20 protein-coding genes are annotated in these 14,867 nt (G+C 61.3%); all 20 read right to left on the bottom strand.

The features are described from left to right. Positions 1-393: 393 nt before the first annotated feature. Positions 394-1,149, bottom strand: a complete 756-nt coding sequence (tatC, locus tag ACQ4W6_RS18095) for a twin-arginine translocase subunit TatC (protein WP_436568559.1) — start codon at positions 1,147-1,149, stop codon at positions 394-396. Then, complete coding sequence (tatB, locus tag ACQ4W6_RS18090) at positions 1,146-1,691, bottom strand: Sec-independent protein translocase protein TatB (protein ID WP_436568558.1); 546 nt, start codon at positions 1,689-1,691, stop codon at positions 1,146-1,148. The genes tatC and tatB overlap by 4 nt, the downstream gene beginning before the upstream one ends. Positions 1,692-1,739: 48 nt before the next feature. Next, positions 1,740-1,976 carry a Sec-independent protein translocase subunit TatA gene (gene tatA / locus ACQ4W6_RS18085; RefSeq protein WP_436568649.1) on the bottom strand — a complete coding sequence of 79 codons (237 nt, stop codon included), beginning with the start codon at positions 1,974-1,976 and terminating at the stop codon, positions 1,740-1,742. Positions 1,977-2,056: 80 nt separating this feature from the next. Beyond that, the gene (locus tag ACQ4W6_RS18080) at positions 2,057-2,428 is read right to left on the bottom strand and encodes a histidine triad nucleotide-binding protein (RefSeq protein ID WP_436568557.1); all 372 of its coding nucleotides are present in this window, start codon (positions 2,426-2,428) and stop codon (positions 2,057-2,059) included. 15 nt (positions 2,429-2,443) lie between these two features. Next, on the bottom strand, positions 2,444-2,815 hold the full coding sequence (locus ACQ4W6_RS18075) for a phosphoribosyl-ATP diphosphatase (protein ID WP_436568556.1): 372 nt from the start codon (positions 2,813-2,815) through the stop codon (positions 2,444-2,446). After that, positions 2,812-3,249 (bottom strand): phosphoribosyl-AMP cyclohydrolase, encoded by a 438-nt coding sequence (hisI, locus tag ACQ4W6_RS18070; protein ID WP_436568555.1) that lies wholly within the window; start codon positions 3,247-3,249, stop codon positions 2,812-2,814. Before hisI ends, ACQ4W6_RS18075 begins: the two co-directional genes overlap by 4 nt. 23 nt (positions 3,250-3,272) lie before the next feature. Beyond that, on the bottom strand, positions 3,273-4,034 hold the full coding sequence (hisF, locus tag ACQ4W6_RS18065) for an imidazole glycerol phosphate synthase subunit HisF (protein WP_436568554.1): 762 nt from the start codon (positions 4,032-4,034) through the stop codon (positions 3,273-3,275). Between the two features lie 60 nt (positions 4,035-4,094). Further along, positions 4,095-4,868 carry a 1-(5-phosphoribosyl)-5-[(5-phosphoribosylamino)methylideneamino]imidazole-4-carboxamide isomerase gene (gene hisA, locus ACQ4W6_RS18060; RefSeq protein ID WP_436568553.1) on the bottom strand — a complete coding sequence of 258 codons (774 nt, stop codon included), beginning with the start codon at positions 4,866-4,868 and terminating at the stop codon, positions 4,095-4,097. A gap of 75 nt (positions 4,869-4,943) precedes the next feature. Continuing rightward, the gene (gene hisH, locus ACQ4W6_RS18055; RefSeq protein ID WP_436568552.1) at positions 4,944-5,582 is read right to left on the bottom strand and encodes an imidazole glycerol phosphate synthase subunit HisH; all 639 of its coding nucleotides are present in this window, start codon (positions 5,580-5,582) and stop codon (positions 4,944-4,946) included. A 40-nt stretch (positions 5,583-5,622) separates the two neighbouring features. After that, complete coding sequence (gene hisB / locus ACQ4W6_RS18050; protein ID WP_010402123.1) at positions 5,623-6,213, bottom strand: imidazoleglycerol-phosphate dehydratase HisB; 591 nt, start codon at positions 6,211-6,213, stop codon at positions 5,623-5,625. 20 nt (positions 6,214-6,233) lie between these two features. Further along, positions 6,234-7,328: a histidinol-phosphate transaminase gene (hisC, locus tag ACQ4W6_RS18045; RefSeq protein ID WP_436568551.1), complete on the bottom strand. Its 1,095-nt coding sequence runs from the start codon at positions 7,326-7,328 to the stop codon at positions 6,234-6,236. 45 nt (positions 7,329-7,373) lie between these two features. Then, positions 7,374-8,339, bottom strand: a complete 966-nt coding sequence (locus ACQ4W6_RS18040; protein WP_436568550.1) for a DNA-methyltransferase — start codon at positions 8,337-8,339, stop codon at positions 7,374-7,376. Continuing rightward, on the bottom strand, positions 8,336-9,661 hold the full coding sequence (gene hisD, locus ACQ4W6_RS18035) for a histidinol dehydrogenase (RefSeq protein ID WP_436568549.1): 1,326 nt from the start codon (positions 9,659-9,661) through the stop codon (positions 8,336-8,338). Before hisD ends, ACQ4W6_RS18040 begins: the two co-directional genes overlap by 4 nt. A 17-nt stretch (positions 9,662-9,678) precedes the next feature. Continuing rightward, positions 9,679-10,350, bottom strand: a complete 672-nt coding sequence (hisG, locus tag ACQ4W6_RS18030; RefSeq protein WP_436568548.1) for an ATP phosphoribosyltransferase — start codon at positions 10,348-10,350, stop codon at positions 9,679-9,681. A gap of 20 nt (positions 10,351-10,370) precedes the next feature. Continuing rightward, positions 10,371-11,621, bottom strand: a complete 1,251-nt coding sequence (murA, locus tag ACQ4W6_RS18025) for a UDP-N-acetylglucosamine 1-carboxyvinyltransferase (RefSeq protein ID WP_436568547.1) — start codon at positions 11,619-11,621, stop codon at positions 10,371-10,373. 4 nt (positions 11,622-11,625) lie between these two features. After that, positions 11,626-11,862, bottom strand: a complete 237-nt coding sequence (locus tag ACQ4W6_RS18020) for a BolA family protein (protein WP_436568546.1) — start codon at positions 11,860-11,862, stop codon at positions 11,626-11,628. 72 nt (positions 11,863-11,934) lie between these two features. Beyond that, positions 11,935-12,696, bottom strand: coding sequence for an ABC transporter permease (locus tag ACQ4W6_RS18015; protein WP_436568545.1), 762 nt, complete (start codon positions 12,694-12,696; stop codon positions 11,935-11,937). Further along, positions 12,693-13,610 carry an ABC transporter ATP-binding protein gene (locus tag ACQ4W6_RS18010; RefSeq protein WP_436568544.1) on the bottom strand — a complete coding sequence of 306 codons (918 nt, stop codon included), beginning with the start codon at positions 13,608-13,610 and terminating at the stop codon, positions 12,693-12,695. Before ACQ4W6_RS18010 ends, ACQ4W6_RS18015 begins: the two co-directional genes overlap by 4 nt. A gap of 212 nt (positions 13,611-13,822) precedes the next feature. Beyond that, entirely contained in the window at positions 13,823-14,170 is a 348-nt protein-coding gene (locus ACQ4W6_RS18005; protein WP_436568543.1) for an STAS domain-containing protein, read from the bottom strand. A 51-nt stretch (positions 14,171-14,221) separates the two neighbouring features. After that, complete coding sequence (locus ACQ4W6_RS18000) at positions 14,222-14,857, bottom strand: MlaC/ttg2D family ABC transporter substrate-binding protein (RefSeq protein WP_436568542.1); 636 nt, start codon at positions 14,855-14,857, stop codon at positions 14,222-14,224. Positions 14,858-14,867: the final 10 nt, after the last annotated feature.

The following is a 14,867-nucleotide window of genomic DNA, read 5'->3' as shown; positions in this document are numbered from 1 at the left end:
TGCGGCGCCTTTTTTTATCTTTTCGCCACCGTTTGCGCCAGCGCAAACCACGCTGCCCCATCCGCTCTAGGCTGACTGGAAGGCAGGCGCCACCGCTCTCCTCACTGGCAATTGCCGTTTTTTCTGCTAGGTTGGAACATAGGAGCTGGAACAGAAATTCGCTACCAGGATAGATACCCTGGATCAGAAATGCGATGGCCGCCTGGAACGCATGGACTTGCGCCAGGGCGCGGTCATGAAACACGTGTACTGGATGATGAGCACCTTGATCCTGCTCAATCTGGGCATCCTCAGCAAAGTGATGCTGCAGTAAGTGCCGCCCACTTCACCGGCAATGAAAAAGCCGCTGCTCCTTGGTGGAGGTCAGCGGCTTTTGCACGTATTGCTTGCCGTCTAGGACGCTTCTTCAGGCGCCTGAGTGGCCTTGACGAAGATCGGCGCCACCAGCAAGCCCAGTTCGAACAGCAAGCACATCGGGATGGCCAGCGAGAACTGGCTGACCACGTCCGGCGGCGTGACGATGGCGGCGATGACGAAGGCGCCAACGATCACGTACGAGCGCATTTCCTTGAGTTTCGCGACGGAAACGAGCCCCATGCGCACCAGAATGACGACGACCACGGGCACTTCGAAGGTGGCGCCAAAGGCCAGGCACATAGACATGACGAAATCGAGATAGTTTTCAATATCGGGCGTGACGGCAATCGACGACGGCGAAAAGTCGCTAATGAAGTGAAACACGCGGCCAAAGACAAAGAAGTAACAGAAGGCCACGCCGGCGATGAACAGCAGGGACGAGGAAATGACCAATGGCGCGATCAGGCGTTTTTCATGCGTGTACAGGCCGGGGGCGATGAAGGCCCACATCTGGTACAGCACCCATGGCAAAGCGACAATGAAGGCGATCACCAGGGTGACTTTCATCGGCACCAGGAAGGGGGAAATGACGCCAGTGGCGATCATTTTCGAGCCGGCCGGCAGCGAGGCGATCATCGGCGCGGCAATAAAGTCGTAGATCTGCGACGGGCCGGGCCAGTAAAACAGCACGGCGCAGACGATGGCGATGCCGATCGAGGCCTTGACCAGGCGGTTGCGCAGCTCGACCAGATGCGAGATAAAGGTTTCTTCCACCGGGGATTTGCTACTCATGAGTAAAAGGAGGAGGAAGTGGCGCGGGGACGAAAACGCGCCACGCGGGCGGCCGCCGACTGCACGTGCAGTTTGCCGCCATGGCGCTGCTTGTACCAGCCTGGGATGGCGGAGTTGCGCACCAGTTTCTTGCGGCGAAATTCACGCGCCTTGCGGGCCAGGTCATCGTTGGTAGCGCGCAACATGGCTTCGTGGGCGTCGTGTTGCCCGTCTTCATGTCCCGCATACGCTGCCGTATCGCCACGCCAGGCGTTTTCCACCTCGGCCAGGTTGCCGGAAATCGAGTTTTCCACGCCATGCATGGATTTCTCCACGCTTTGCTTGACGGAATGGGCCGCATCCTGCACTTCCTTCTGCAGGTTTTTCAGCTCTTCGAGCTCGATTTCACGCGTGACTTCGGATTTCACCTGGTTCAGATAGCGTTGCGCGCGGCCATACAGGGTACCGACCATGCGCGCTACTTTCGGCAGCTTTTCAGGGCCGATGACTATCAGTGCAACCACGCCGATGATGGCGATTTTAGAGAGACCGAGATCGATCATAAGCGGACAAGGCCTGTTACCGGACGAGGCAAGCGCCCCGCCACGCTATCAGGACTTGTTTTTCTCTTTCGTTTCGACATCGATGGTGGTCTTGTCGGCCACTTGCGATGGCGCAGCAGGAGGAGTGTTGGCTGCCGGGGCATCATCTTCGCCCTTGACGCCATCCTTGAAGCCTTTGACGGCCTTGCCGATATCACCGCCCATATTGCCCAGTTTCTTGGTGCCGAAAACCAGCATCACAATAACCAGGACGATCAGCCAGTGCCAAATACTCAATGAACCCATCATATTCTCCTTGCGGGACGGTGCCCGAATAGCGTCAACCAATGCCGATAGTATACACGCGAACCCGGCGTGCGGCGAAATCAGTGCTGGCCGCGCCACGGACGGGGGCCGCCGTACACATGCATGTGCAGGTGATACACCTCTTGTCCGCCATTCGGGCCGCTGTTGATCATGGTCTTGAAGCCGCCCGACGGCACGCCATCGGCATCATAGCTGACGGCGCAGCCGAACTCGGCCGCGAGCTTTGGCGCCAGGCGCAGCAGCTTGCCCAGCACTTCCGTATGGCTGTCGTCGCAGTCGGACAGGCTGGCCACGTGGCGTTTCGGGATCAGCAGCAGGTGCACGGGGGCAGCCGGGTTGATGTCCTTGAAGGCCAGCAAGTCTTCGTCTTCATACACGATGGACGAAGGAATTTGTTTTGCAGCAATCTTGCAGAAAATGCAGTTATCCACGTACGCTCCTTCGTGTCAGTGTTTGTCCGCTTCGCCGGCGTCGCGCAGCTCATCCTTGCGCGCGGCCTTCTCTTCGAGGCCGGACAAGCCTTCGCGGCGCGCCAGCTCGTCGAGCACCTGTTGTGGCGTCAAGTCGAACTGGGCCAGCATCACCAGCGTGTGAAACCACAGGTCGGCGCACTCGTACAAGACTTTCGACGGGTCGTTGTCGCGCCGCGCATCCTTGGCGGCCATCACCGTTTCCGTCGCTTCTTCGCCGATTTTTTTCAAGATCGCATCATCGCCCTTGGCAAACAGGCGTGCGACATACGAAGTGGCAGGGTCGCCGCCATTGGCCGGCTTGCGCGATTCAATCACGGCAGCCAGGCGCTTTAAAGTTTCACTCATTTTTTCTTGGTTTCCGCGTAGATCGTTTCAGGGTCTTTCAGCACCGGGTCGGTAACTTGCCATTCGCCAATTTTCTCGTCGCCTTCGAACTTCTGGAAGAAACACGAGTGGCGGCCCGTATGGCAGGCGATGCCGCCGGCCTGCTCGATTTTCAGCAAGACCACGTCTTCGTCGCAATCGAGGCGGATTTCCAGCACCTTTTGCGTATGGCCCGATTCCTCGCCCTTGTGCCAGAGTTTCTTGCGCGAGCGGCTCCAGTACACGGCTTCGCCCAATTCCACCGTGCGCGCCAGGGCGTCGCGGTTCATCCAGGCAAACATCAGCACGTCATTGCTGCCCGCTTCCTGCGCGATCACCGGCACCAGGCCGTGTTCGTCCCATCTGACCTTTTTCAGCCACTTGGCATTGCTCGATACCATCGTTGCGTTTTGCATATTATTCTATCCTTCTGACTTCTTTACGCCAGGCGCATGGGAATGCCCTGCTGCGCCATGAAACGCTTGGCTTCCTGCACCGTGTGCTGGCCATAGTGGAAGATGCTGGCGGCCAGCACGGCATCCGCGCGGCCCACCTTGATGCCGTCGACCAGATCCTGCAAGCCGCCCACGCCGCCCGAGGCGATGACGGGAATGCCCACGGCGTCGGACACGCCGCGCGTCAGTCCCAGGTCGAAGCCTACCTTGGTGCCGTCGCGGTCCATGCTGGTGAGCAAGATTTCCCCCGCACCCAGGCTTTCCATTTTACGCGCCCATTCGAACGCATCGAGGCCCGTGGCATTGCGTCCGCCGTGGGTAAATACTTCCCACTTGCCGGGCGACACTTGCTTGGCATCGATGGCCACGACGATGCATTGCGAGCCGTGCTTTTGCGATGCCTCAAACACCAGCTGCGGATTCGTCACGGCCGAGGTGTTGATGCTGACCTTGTCGGCGCCCGCGTTGAGCAGGCGGCGCACGTCTTCCACCACGCGCACGCCGCCGCCCACCGTCAGCGGAATGAATACTTGCGACGCCACCGCTTCGATGATGTCGAAGATCAAACCGCGGTTGTCGCTCGAGGCAGTAATATCGAGAAAAGTGATTTCATCGGCGCCCTGCTCGTCATAACGGCGGGCAATTTCCACCGGGTCGCCGGCGTCGCGCAATTGCGTGAAATTGACGCCTTTGACGACGCGGCCATTGGTCACGTCGAGGCAGGGGATGATACGTTTTGCAAGCATGATGGTATCCAGATTGTCGCCAGGCCAGGGCATGCGCACGCACGCCCCGGCCGGGCTGGCTTAAACGGCGGCGTCGGTCAGCTCGTCGGCGCGTTCTTGCGCCTGCGCCAGGTCGATCGTGCCTTCATAGATGGAGCGGCCGCAGATCACGCCTTCGATGCCTTCGGCCTGGACCGCGCACAGCGCTTCCACGTCGCCGATATTATGCAGGCCGCCCGAAGCGATGACGGGGATCTTGACCGCTTGCGCCAGCTTGACGGTGGCTTCGATATTGATGCCGCCCATCATGCCGTCGCGGCCAATGTCCGTGTAGATGATCGATTCGACGCCATACGCCTCGAATTTCTTGGCCAGGTCGATCACTTCGTGGCCCGACATCTTGCTCCAGCCATCCGTTGCCACTTTGCCATCCTTGGCATCGAGGCCGACGATGATGTGGCCCGGGAAAGCGCTGCAGGCATCGTGCAGGAAACCGGGGTTTTTCACGGCCGCCGTGCCGATGATGACGTAGCTGATGCCAGCGTCCAGGTAGCGTTCGATGGTGTCGAGGTCGCGGATGCCGCCGCCCAGCTGCACGGGGATTTCCTCGATGTCATGCTCCAGGGCGAAATCCTGCACGGCCTTCAGGATGGATTTGACGGCGCCTTCGTTCTTCGGCTTGCCGGCAAAGGCGCCGTTCAGGTCGACCAGGTGCAGGCGGCGCGCGCCTTGCTTGAGCCAATGGAGGGCCATGTCGGCCGGGTTTTCGGAAAATACGGTGGCAAGTTCCATATCGCCTTGTTTCAGGCGTACGCAGTGACCGTCTTTCAGGTCGATGGCGGGAATAAGCAGCATGGTCAGTGTGGTGTATGAGTGAGTGAGGAGCGAAAAAAAGCCGGAAAGGTCACGAAGGTACGTCAATAAGGAACGTCAAGGTTGCCAGTGAACGAAGTTCTTGTACAGCTGCAAGCCAGCGGCAGCGCTTTTTTCAGGATGAAACTGTGTCGCGAAAATATTATCACGGGCGACGGCGCAGGCAAACGGCGCACCGTAGACAGTCTCGCCGACCGTGTGTTCTGCCACTTGAGGCTGAGCAAAATAACTGTGCACAAAGTAAAAATAAGCATTGTCGGCAATGCCATCCCACATCACATGGGACGCCGTTTGCCGCACCTGGTTCCAGCCCATTTGCGGCACCTTGAAGCGCGAGCCGTCTTGCTGCACTTGGCCGTCGAGCTGGAAACGCACGACTTTGCCTGGCAGCAAGCCCAAACCGGCTGCATCGCCCTCTTCGCTACGCTCGAACAGCATTTGCTCGCCGATGCACACGCCCAGCACGGGCTTGCTGGCGGCAGCGCGCAGCAGCGCTTCCTGCACACCTGATTCGCGCAGGCTGCGCATGCAGTCGGGCATCGCGCCCTGGCCCGGCAGGACGATGCGGTCGGCGCTGTCGATATCGGCCGGCACGCCGGAAATACGCACATCGGCTTCGGGCGCGACGGCGCGCAGCGCTTGCGCCACCGAGCGCAAATTGCCCATGCCGTAATCCACCACCACAATTTTCTTCATGTGTTTGATCTCAGAATCTACAGTGTATCGAGGGCGGCGCTTACAGGCTGCCCTTGGTCGATGGAATGATGCCGGCCGCGCGCTCATCGAGCTCGGCAGCCATGCGCAGCGCGCGGCCAAAAGCCTTGAACACGGTTTCGCATTGATGGTGGGCATTCGTGCCGCGCAAGTTGTCGATATGCAAGGTCACGCCGGCATGGTTGACGAAGCCGCGGAAAAATTCCAGCGTCAGGTCGACGTCGAAGCCGGCGATCATGGCGCGCGTAAACGGAATGTGGTATTCGATGCCCGGGCGGCCCGAGAAATCGAGCACCACGCGCGACAGCGCCTCGTCCAGCGGCACGTAGGCATGGCCGTAGCGGCGGATGCCCTTCTTGTCGCCGATGGCCTTGGCCACTGCCATGCCCAGGGTGATGCCGACGTCTTCCACCGTGTGGTGGTTGTCGATATGCACGTCGCCCGTCGCTTCAATGTCCAGGTCGATCAAGCCGTGGCGGGCGATCTGGTCCAGCATATGGTCGAGGAAAGGCACGCCGGTATTCAGCTTTTGCTGGCCGGTGCCGTCAAGATTGAGGGCGACGCGAACTTGCGTCTCATTGGTGTTACGCGTGATTTCTGCGGTGCGGTTCATGGAGGGACTCTGGCGATTAGCTAAACGAGGGATGCCTTGAAGGCATCGAAAAAAAGGGAATTCTCTTCCGGGGTGCTGACGCTGATGCGCAGGCAATTGGCCAGCACAGCATGCATTTTACGCATATTTTTAATTAAAACCCTGCGGGCAAGCAGTTTTGCGCAAACATCGTCGGCATCAGCCACACGAATCAGAAGAAAATTTGCCTTCGAGGGAAATACCGTCACGCCGGGCAATTCTGCCAGGCGCAGCGCCAGTTCGTCGCGCGCGCTGTTGAGCAGGGCTGCCTGCGCATTCAACACCTCGAGGTGCTCAAGCGCGAATTCGGCTGCCGCCTGCGTCAGCACATTGACATTGTACGGCGGACGCACTTTCTCGAACTGTTCCAGCAGGGCCGGCGCGGCCGACATATAGCCCAGGCGGATGCCGGCCAGGCCCAGTTTCGACACGGTGCGCATCACCACCAGGTTCTCGAACTCGGGCAGGCGGCCCATGAAGCTCTGCTTCGCGAACGGTTCATAGGCTTCGTCGACGACGGCGATGCCGGTGTCGCCCAGGGCGGCAAGGATGCGCTCGATATCGGCGCTGGCAAACAGGTTGCCGGTCGGATTGTTCGGGTAGGCCAGGAAGACCAGCGCCGGGCGGTGCTTTTCAATCGCCGCCAGCATGGCGTCCATGTCCAGGCTGAAGTCGGGCTGCAGGGGCACGCCGACGAAGTCCATGCCGGCAAACTGCGCCGAGCGGCCATACATGACGAAGGCGGGCACGGGTGCCAGCAGCACGGCGCGGCGGTCCCGCTCCTGGTGCGCGCAGGCCATGGCCAGGATCGAGATCAGTTCATCGGAGCCGTTGCCCAGCATGACGTCGTAGCCGGCTGGCACGCCGAGCTTGGCGCAAATGGCCGCCTGCAGGCTGGCATAGGAAGGCGGATAGCGGTTCAGCACCGCGCCGGCCAGGCGCACGCCCAGTGCATCGCGCAAGTGCTGCGGCAGCAGATACGGGTTTTCCATCGCATCGAGCTTGATATAGCCGCTGGCATCAGCTACCTGATAGCTGCCAATGGCCCGCACATCGGGCCGCACGGTGTTGCTGATTAACTGATCGAGGAAAGACATTGCTGCAAACACTCCTGAATAAAATAGGGGAACTAAAGGGCCGCGCTACAGGGCCACGTCTTCCGGCATGGCAGCGCTGCGCGCCTTGCGGGCCGGGGCTTTTTTCACTGCCGGTGCCTGCTTCGCCGCTGCCGGCTTTTTCGCCGCCGCCTTGGCCGCCTTCGGCGCGGCCGCTGCCGCGCGGCGCTTGGCCGGCGCCTTTTTTTCGGCAGGCACTGCGGGTGGCGCGTGCATGTCCCGTTCCAGCACCGCCAAGCGCTGTTCGATGACGGCGCAGTAATCGGGATTCAATTCAAAACCGACGAAATCGCGCCCGCAGCGCTTCGCCGCCAGCGCCGTCGTGCCGCTGCCCATGAACAGGTCGAGCACCACGCCACCGGGCGGGCACGAAGCCTTGACCATGCGCTCGATGATTTCAAGCGGCTTTTGCGTCGGGTGGTCGGCCCGCTCCGGGTGTTCCTTGTGCAGGCGCGACACGCTCCACAAGTCTTTCGGGTTGTAGCCCACTTCCAGCCATTTCGCGCCGATGAAGATCGAGCGCGAACGGGCTTTCTTGGTGGCCGCGTCGTAGGCGATGCGCACCGCGTCAAGGTCGAAGTAGTAATCCTTGCGCTTGACGAAGAAGCCGATGGTGTCGTGCACCGATGAAAAGCTGCGCACGCTGCCGCCCATGGACGGCACGCGGCGGTCCCAGATGATTTCGTTCATCATCGCCATGCGCTGTTTCAGCATGACGAAGATCTCCGGCGAATAGCGCCAGGTGAGAAAAATATACAGGCTGCCGTTGGCTTTCAGCTTGGGCAGCGCCGCATCGATCCATTGCTCCGTCCAGCGCAGGTAGTCCGCCACCGACTGCTGGTCCGAGGTATTGCCGTAATCCTTGCCCAGGTTGTACGGCGGGTCCGTCAGGATCAGGTCCACCGAGCCATCGGGAATGCGCGCCAGGCCCGCCAGCGCGTCTTCGCAATAAACCTGGTTGACCCAGTCCGGCCGCTCCGCCGCTGCCATCATGGCTGCGGCTTCAGGCGCAGTTCGGCACTGCGCGCGTGGGCTTGCAAGCCTTCGCCATACGCCAGGGTGGCGGCGACACGGCCCAGGGTTTGCGCGCCCGCCTCACTGACATGAATGATGGACGAACGCTTCTGGAAGTCATACACCCCCAGCGGCGAGGAAAAGCGCGCCGTGCGCGACGTCGGCAGCACGTGATTGGGACCGCAGCAATAGTCGCCCAGCGATTCGGACGAGAAGCGGCCCAGGAACATGGCACCCGCATGACGGATCTGCTCGGCCCACTGCTGCGGGTTTTCCGCCGAGATTTCCAGGTGTTCTGCGGCGATGGCGTTGGCGATTTCACACGCCTCTTCCATGCTGCGCACCTTGATCAGGGCGCCGCGGTCGGCCAGCGAGGTGCTGATGGTGGCCTGGCGCGGCATCGTCGGCAGCAGCTTTTGGATGCTTTCTTCGACCCTGGCGATGTAATCGGCGTCGGGGCACAGCAGAATCGCTTGCGCCAGCTCGTCGTGCTCGGCCTGCGAGAACAGATCCATGGCGACCCAGTCCGGGTCCGTGGTGCCGTCGCACAGCACCAGGATTTCCGACGGCCCGGCGATCATGTCGATGCCGACAATGCCAAACACGCGGCGCTTGGCAGCGGCCACATAGGCGTTGCCCGGGCCGACGATTTTATCCACGGCGCCTATCGTCTGCGTGCCGTAGGCCAGCGCGCCAACGGCTTGCGCGCCGCCGATGGTGATCACGCGCGTCACGCCGGCAATCGCGGCGGCGGCCAGCACCATCTGGTTCTTCACGCCGTCCGGCGTCGGCACTACCATGATGATTTCGCCCACGCCCGCCACATGCGCGGGAATGGCGTTCATCAGCACCGACGATGGGTAGGCGGCCTTGCCGCCCGGGACATAGATGCCGACGCGGTCGAGCGGCGTGATCTTCTGCCCCAGCACCGTGCCATCGGGTTCGGTGTAGCTAAAACCGCGCAGTTCTTCGCGCTGGCGTTCGTGGAAGGCGCGGATGCGCTGCGCGGCAATCTGCAACGCTTCGCGCTGGGCCGACGGCAAGCCGTTCAAGGCTGCCTGTAATTCGGCTTGCGAAATATCAAAGGCCGCCATTTCCGCCGCGCCGCCATGCGGGATGCGGTCGAAACGGTTGGTGTATTCCAGCACGGCGGCGTCGCCCCGCGTTTTCACATCGGCCAGGATTTTTTCGACCGACGTTTCAATCGCTGCATCGGTACCCGCCTCGAACGCCAGCAGCGTATCGAGCGATTGTTGGAAACCTTCCTGGCTTGAATCGAGCTTGCGTATCTGTATCGGCATAATCGTCTCCCTGCTGTTTATCTGCTCTGCGAAGCGCGTTCGAACGCCTCGATGATCGGCTGCAAGCGCTCGCGCTTGAGCTTGAGCGCTGCCTGGTTGACCACCAGGCGCGACGAGATTTCCATGATGTGCTCGACCTCGACGAGGTTGTTCGCGCGCAAGGTGCTGCCCGTGCTGACCAGGTCGACGATGGCGTCGGACAGGCCCACCAGCGGCGCCAGCTCCATCGAACCATACAGCTTGATCAGGTCGACGTGCACGCCCTTGGCGGCGAAATGCTCGCGCGCCGTGTGCACGAACTTGGTGGCCACGCGCAGGCGCGCGCCCTGGTGGACGGCCTTTTCGTAGTCAAAACCGGCCTGCACCGCCACCGACATGCGGCAGGCGGCGATATTCAGGTCGATCGGCTGGTACAGGCCTTCGCCGCCGTGTTCGAGCAAGACATCCTTGCCCGCCACGCCAAAGTCGGCCGCGCCGTACTGCACATAGGTTGGCACGTCGCTGGCGCGCACGATGATGACGCGCACGTTCGGATCGTTGGTGGCCAAAATCAGCTTGCGCGACGTCTCCGGGTTTTCCAGCACCTTGATGCCGGCCGCTTCCAGCAGCGGCATGGTGTCCTCAAAAATGCGGCCCTTCGACAGCGCCAGTATCAGCTGGGAGTTGTCGCCGTTGTTCGATCCGTTCATGCTTGTTCCTTTTCTTCTTTTTACTTGATACGAACAATGTTCGCGCCCACGGCCGACAGCTTCACTTCCATGCGGTCGTAGCCGCGGTCGAGGTGATAAATGCGGTCGATCAGCGTTTCGCCATCGGCGGCCAGGGCCGCGATCACCAGCGAGGCCGAAGCGCGCAGGTCGGTCGCCATCACGGGCGCGCCGCGCAGCTGCTTGACGCCGGCGATGATGGCCGTGTTGCCTTCGATGGTGATGTCGGCGCCCAGGCGGTTCATTTCCTGCACGTGCATGAAACGGTTCTCGAAAATCGTCTCGGTGACGCGGCTGGCGCCATTGGCGATGGTATTGACGGCCATGAACTGCGCCTGCATGTCGGTCGGGAAGCCCGGATATTCCGTGGTGCGGAAGCTGACGGGGTTCGGACGGGCCGACATCTCGGCGCGGATCCAGTCGGCGCCGAAGGTCATCGTCAGGCCCATGGCGCGCAGCTTGTCGAGCGCCGCATCGAGGATGTCGGTGCGCACGTTGCGCAGGGTGATATCGCCACCGGTGGCCGCCACGGCGCACAGGAAGGTGCCCGTTTCGATACGGTCGGCGATGACCGCGTGCGAGGCGCCATGCAGCGCATCGACGCCCTGGATCACCAGGCGGCTGGTGCCGATGCCGTCGATCTTCGCGCCCATGGCCACCAGCAGGTGCGCCAGGTCGGTCACTTCCGGTTCGCAGGCGGCGTTTTCCAGGATGGTCTCGCCTTCGGCCAGGGTCGCGGCCATCAGCAGGTTCTCGGTGCCGGTGACGGTGATCATGTCGGTGACGATGCGCGCGCCTTTGAGCTTGGCGCACTTGGCGTAGATGTAGCCCGCTTCAATGCGGATTTCGGCGCCCAGCGCTTCCAGGCCCTTGATGTGCTGGTCGACCGGGCGCGAACCGATGGCGCAGCCGCCCGGCAAGGACACCTTGGCTTCACCGAAGCGCGCCAGCATGGGGCCCAGCACCAGGATCGAGGCGCGCATGGTTTTCACCAGTTCATACGGCGCTTCCAGGGAGGTGATGGCGCTGCCGTTCAAGACCACGCGGTCGCCGTCGTGCTGCACTTTCAGGCCCGTCTGGCCCAGCAGCTTGAGCATGGTGGCGACGTCGTGCAGGTGCGGCACATTGGAGAGGTCCAGGTCGCCCGCCGTCAGGAGACCGGCGCACAGGATAGGCAGGGCAGCGTTCTTCGCGCCGGAGATGGCGATGTCGCCGTTCAGGCGGTTGCCGCCGTTGATCAGGAGTTTGTCCATGTGCTTATCCTTGGTATTCTTCAGGTGTCAGGGTTTTCATCGACAGCGCGTGGATTTCTTCGCGCATGCGGTCGCCCAGCGCCGCGTAGACGATCTGGTGACGGGCGATCAAACGCTTGCCGACAAACGCGGGCGAGACGATGACGGCCTGGAAGTGCTGGCCATCGCCCTCCACTTCGAGGTGCGTGCATTCGAGGCCGGCCGACAGGTAGCCGTGGATCAGTTCTGGAGTGGTGGTCACGATAAGTCCTTGATATTGAATAATGTAGTGTGTGATGTGCCGCAATCAGTGGCGCCGCAATTAGTGTCGTAACTAGTGACGCAAACGATAGCCGCTTTTCAGCAAGCGGATCGATACCAGCGCCAGGATCACGAGGAAGCCGGCGACGATGGTAAGACTCAGCCAGGGGCTGACGTCGGAGGTGCCGAAGAAGCCGTAGCGGAAGCCGTCGATCATGTAAAAGAAGGGGTTCAGGTGCGACACAGTCTGCCAGAACGGGGGCAGCGAGTGGATCGAATAGAACACGCCCGACAAAAAGGTGGCCGGCATGATCAGGAAATTCTGGAAGGCGGCCAGCTGGTCGAATTTTTCGGCCCAGATGCCGGCGATCAGGCCCATGGTGCCCAGCATGGCGGCGCCCAGGAAGGCAAAGATGACGATCCACAGCGGCGCGACAAACGCCAGGTCGGCGAACCAGCAGGTAATGGCAAATACGCCAAAGCCCACGGCCAGGCCGCGTGCGACGGAAGCGAGTACATACGCCGAGAAGATTTCCCAGTGCGACAATGGCGTGAGCAGCACGAACACCAGGTTGCCCGTGATCTTCGACTGGATCAGCGAGGACGAGGAATTGGCGAAGGCGTTTTGCAGCACGCTCATCATCACCAGGCCGGGAATCAGGAACGCCGTGTAGCTGACGCCGGGGCTCGGTTCCACGCGGCCGTCCAGCACATGGCCGAACACCAGCAGGTACAGCATCGACGTGAGCACGGGAGCGGCCACGGTTTGCGTCGCCACTTTCCAGAAGCGCAAAGTCTCTTTGTAGACGAGGGTGCGAAATCCTGTCGAAATCATACGGTACCTTTATCCATGATCTGCAAGAAGATATCTTCCAGATCGGCTTGTTGCAATTGCATTTCGTCGATCTCGGCACCCGCTTCGCGCAGGCGGGCAAGGATTTTTTCGACTTCGCTGTATTCGTTCACGCGCAGGCTGAATTTGTTCGGCGCCTGCTGTTCTTCCGGGTGCAGCACCAGGTGCTGCAGGTCGGCAGGCAGTGTGCCGTGCTTCAGGTGCACCAGCAACTGCGAGCCGGCGATGCGGCGGATCAGGGCCGACATGGTGTCGAGCGCCACCACCTTGCCCGTCTTGAGCATGGCCACGCGCTGGCACATGGCTTGCGCCTCTTCCAGGTAGTGGGTGGTCAGCACGACGGTGTGGCCGCCTTCGCGGTTCAGGCGCGAGATGAACTTCCACAGGGTCTGGCGCAGTTCCACGTCGACGCCGGCGGTCGGTTCATCGAGCACGATGACGGGCGGCTTGTGCACCAGCGCCTGCGCCACCAGCACGCGGCGCTTCATGCCGCCGGACAGGGCGCGCATATTCGTGTCGGCCTTGCCGGTGAGGTCGAGGTTTTCCATGACCTCGTCGATCCACTTGTCGTTGTTCGGCAGGCCGAAGTAGCCGGACTGCAGGCGCAGGGTCTCGCGCACGGTGAAGAACGGGTCGAATACCAGTTCCTGCGGCACCACGCCCAGGTTGCGGCGCGCATTGCGGAAGTCCTTGACCACGTCGTGGCCGTGGATCTTGACAGTGCCCGCATCGGGCCGTATCAGGCCGGCGATGATGGAAATGAGGGTGGTCTTGCCGGCGCCGTTGGGACCGAGCAGGCCAAAGAATTCACCTTCCTCGATGGCCAGCGACACGCCGCCCAGCGCCTTGAGCGCTTTATAGCTCTTTTCTACATTCGTTATTTGAATTGCGGTCATGTGCTTGTTTCAAGTGTAATGCGTCTGGTGTGATGCGCCGTTTGTCGGGGGCAGATACAGGCCGACAGACCGGGGCAGGGCGCCCCTTCCGCAGAGGGTAGCGCAACAGTCAATTATAGTTGGAAAATTCGTGGAACACTTGGAGATCAATCCGGCGGCGCTGCTGGCCTGCCGGCTTGAAAGCTACTGCTGATGCGGGGAGTGGGACAGGATCAATGATGATGCAGGTCGGAAGGGCCGCGTTCAGCGTGGCCGCCGGCGCTGGCGCAGTCGTCGGCGCTCACGGTGCTCGAGACGAGCGAGCAGACGCCATACAGCTTGGTGAGTTTTTTCAGGTTGTCCGGCAGGTTTTTCAGTTCCAGCACGCCGCCGGCATTCTGCGCCGCGCGCTGCCACGTCAGCATGACGGAAACGGCCGCCGAATCGACGGCCTTGACGTTGCGCAAGTCAAACCTGGTCTGGCCCGAGCGGATGGCGTCCAGACCCTGCTCCAATGCCGAGCTGGCATTGAGCACGGTCAGGGAAGTCAGGGACTGCAAGGTGTCGAGAGAGTCGGGCATGGCGTAGGGCTGCGCTGGTCTGTAGCTGAGTCGGAGCTATATGATAGCCGATTATTTGGCTTTGGCAGCAGGACGGCTTGCCAGGGCCTTGTTTTTCGCGGCCAAGGTCTTGATCAGGCCATCGATGCCGCCCTTGCTGATCTCGCTGGCAAAGCTGCTCTTGTAGGTTTCCACCAGCCACGCGCCCAGCACGTTGATGTCATAGATCTTCCAGCCGGACGGGGTTTTCGCCACACGGTAGTTCAGGGGCACGGGTTCGCCGCGCGCCATGTTCACTTGCGAGCGCACTTCCACTTCCGTGTCGCCAGCATCGGCGCGCAGCGGCTTGAATTCCACGGTTTCGTTCTTGATTTGCGACAGGGCGCCCGAATACGTGTAAATCAGCAGGCTACGGAATTCCGCGGCCAGTTGCTTTTGCTGCTCCGGCGTAGCATCGCGCCAGTAGCGGCCGGCGGCCAGGGCCGTCATGCGCTGGAAATCCACGTACGGCAAGATCTTGCTTTCCACCAATTCGGTGACGCGCTTGATGTCGCCAGCCTGGATGGACTTGTCTGCCTTGGCCGTCTCGATCACGTCCTGGCTGATGCGTTTTACCAACACATCCGGCGCTTCCACGGCGGCCGCGGCCTGGGCGGCGGCAGCAAAGGCGATGGTGGCCATCGCCAGCAGTTGTTTCATCAATTTCATGGTTTAACCT

Source organism: Janthinobacterium woesei (genome assembly GCF_051380875.1).
In the GTDB taxonomy this organism is placed as follows: domain Bacteria; phylum Pseudomonadota; class Gammaproteobacteria; order Burkholderiales; family Burkholderiaceae_D; genus Janthinobacterium.
Note: the sequence above shows the minus strand (reverse complement) of the source record. Positions and strands in the feature narration are given on the sequence as shown.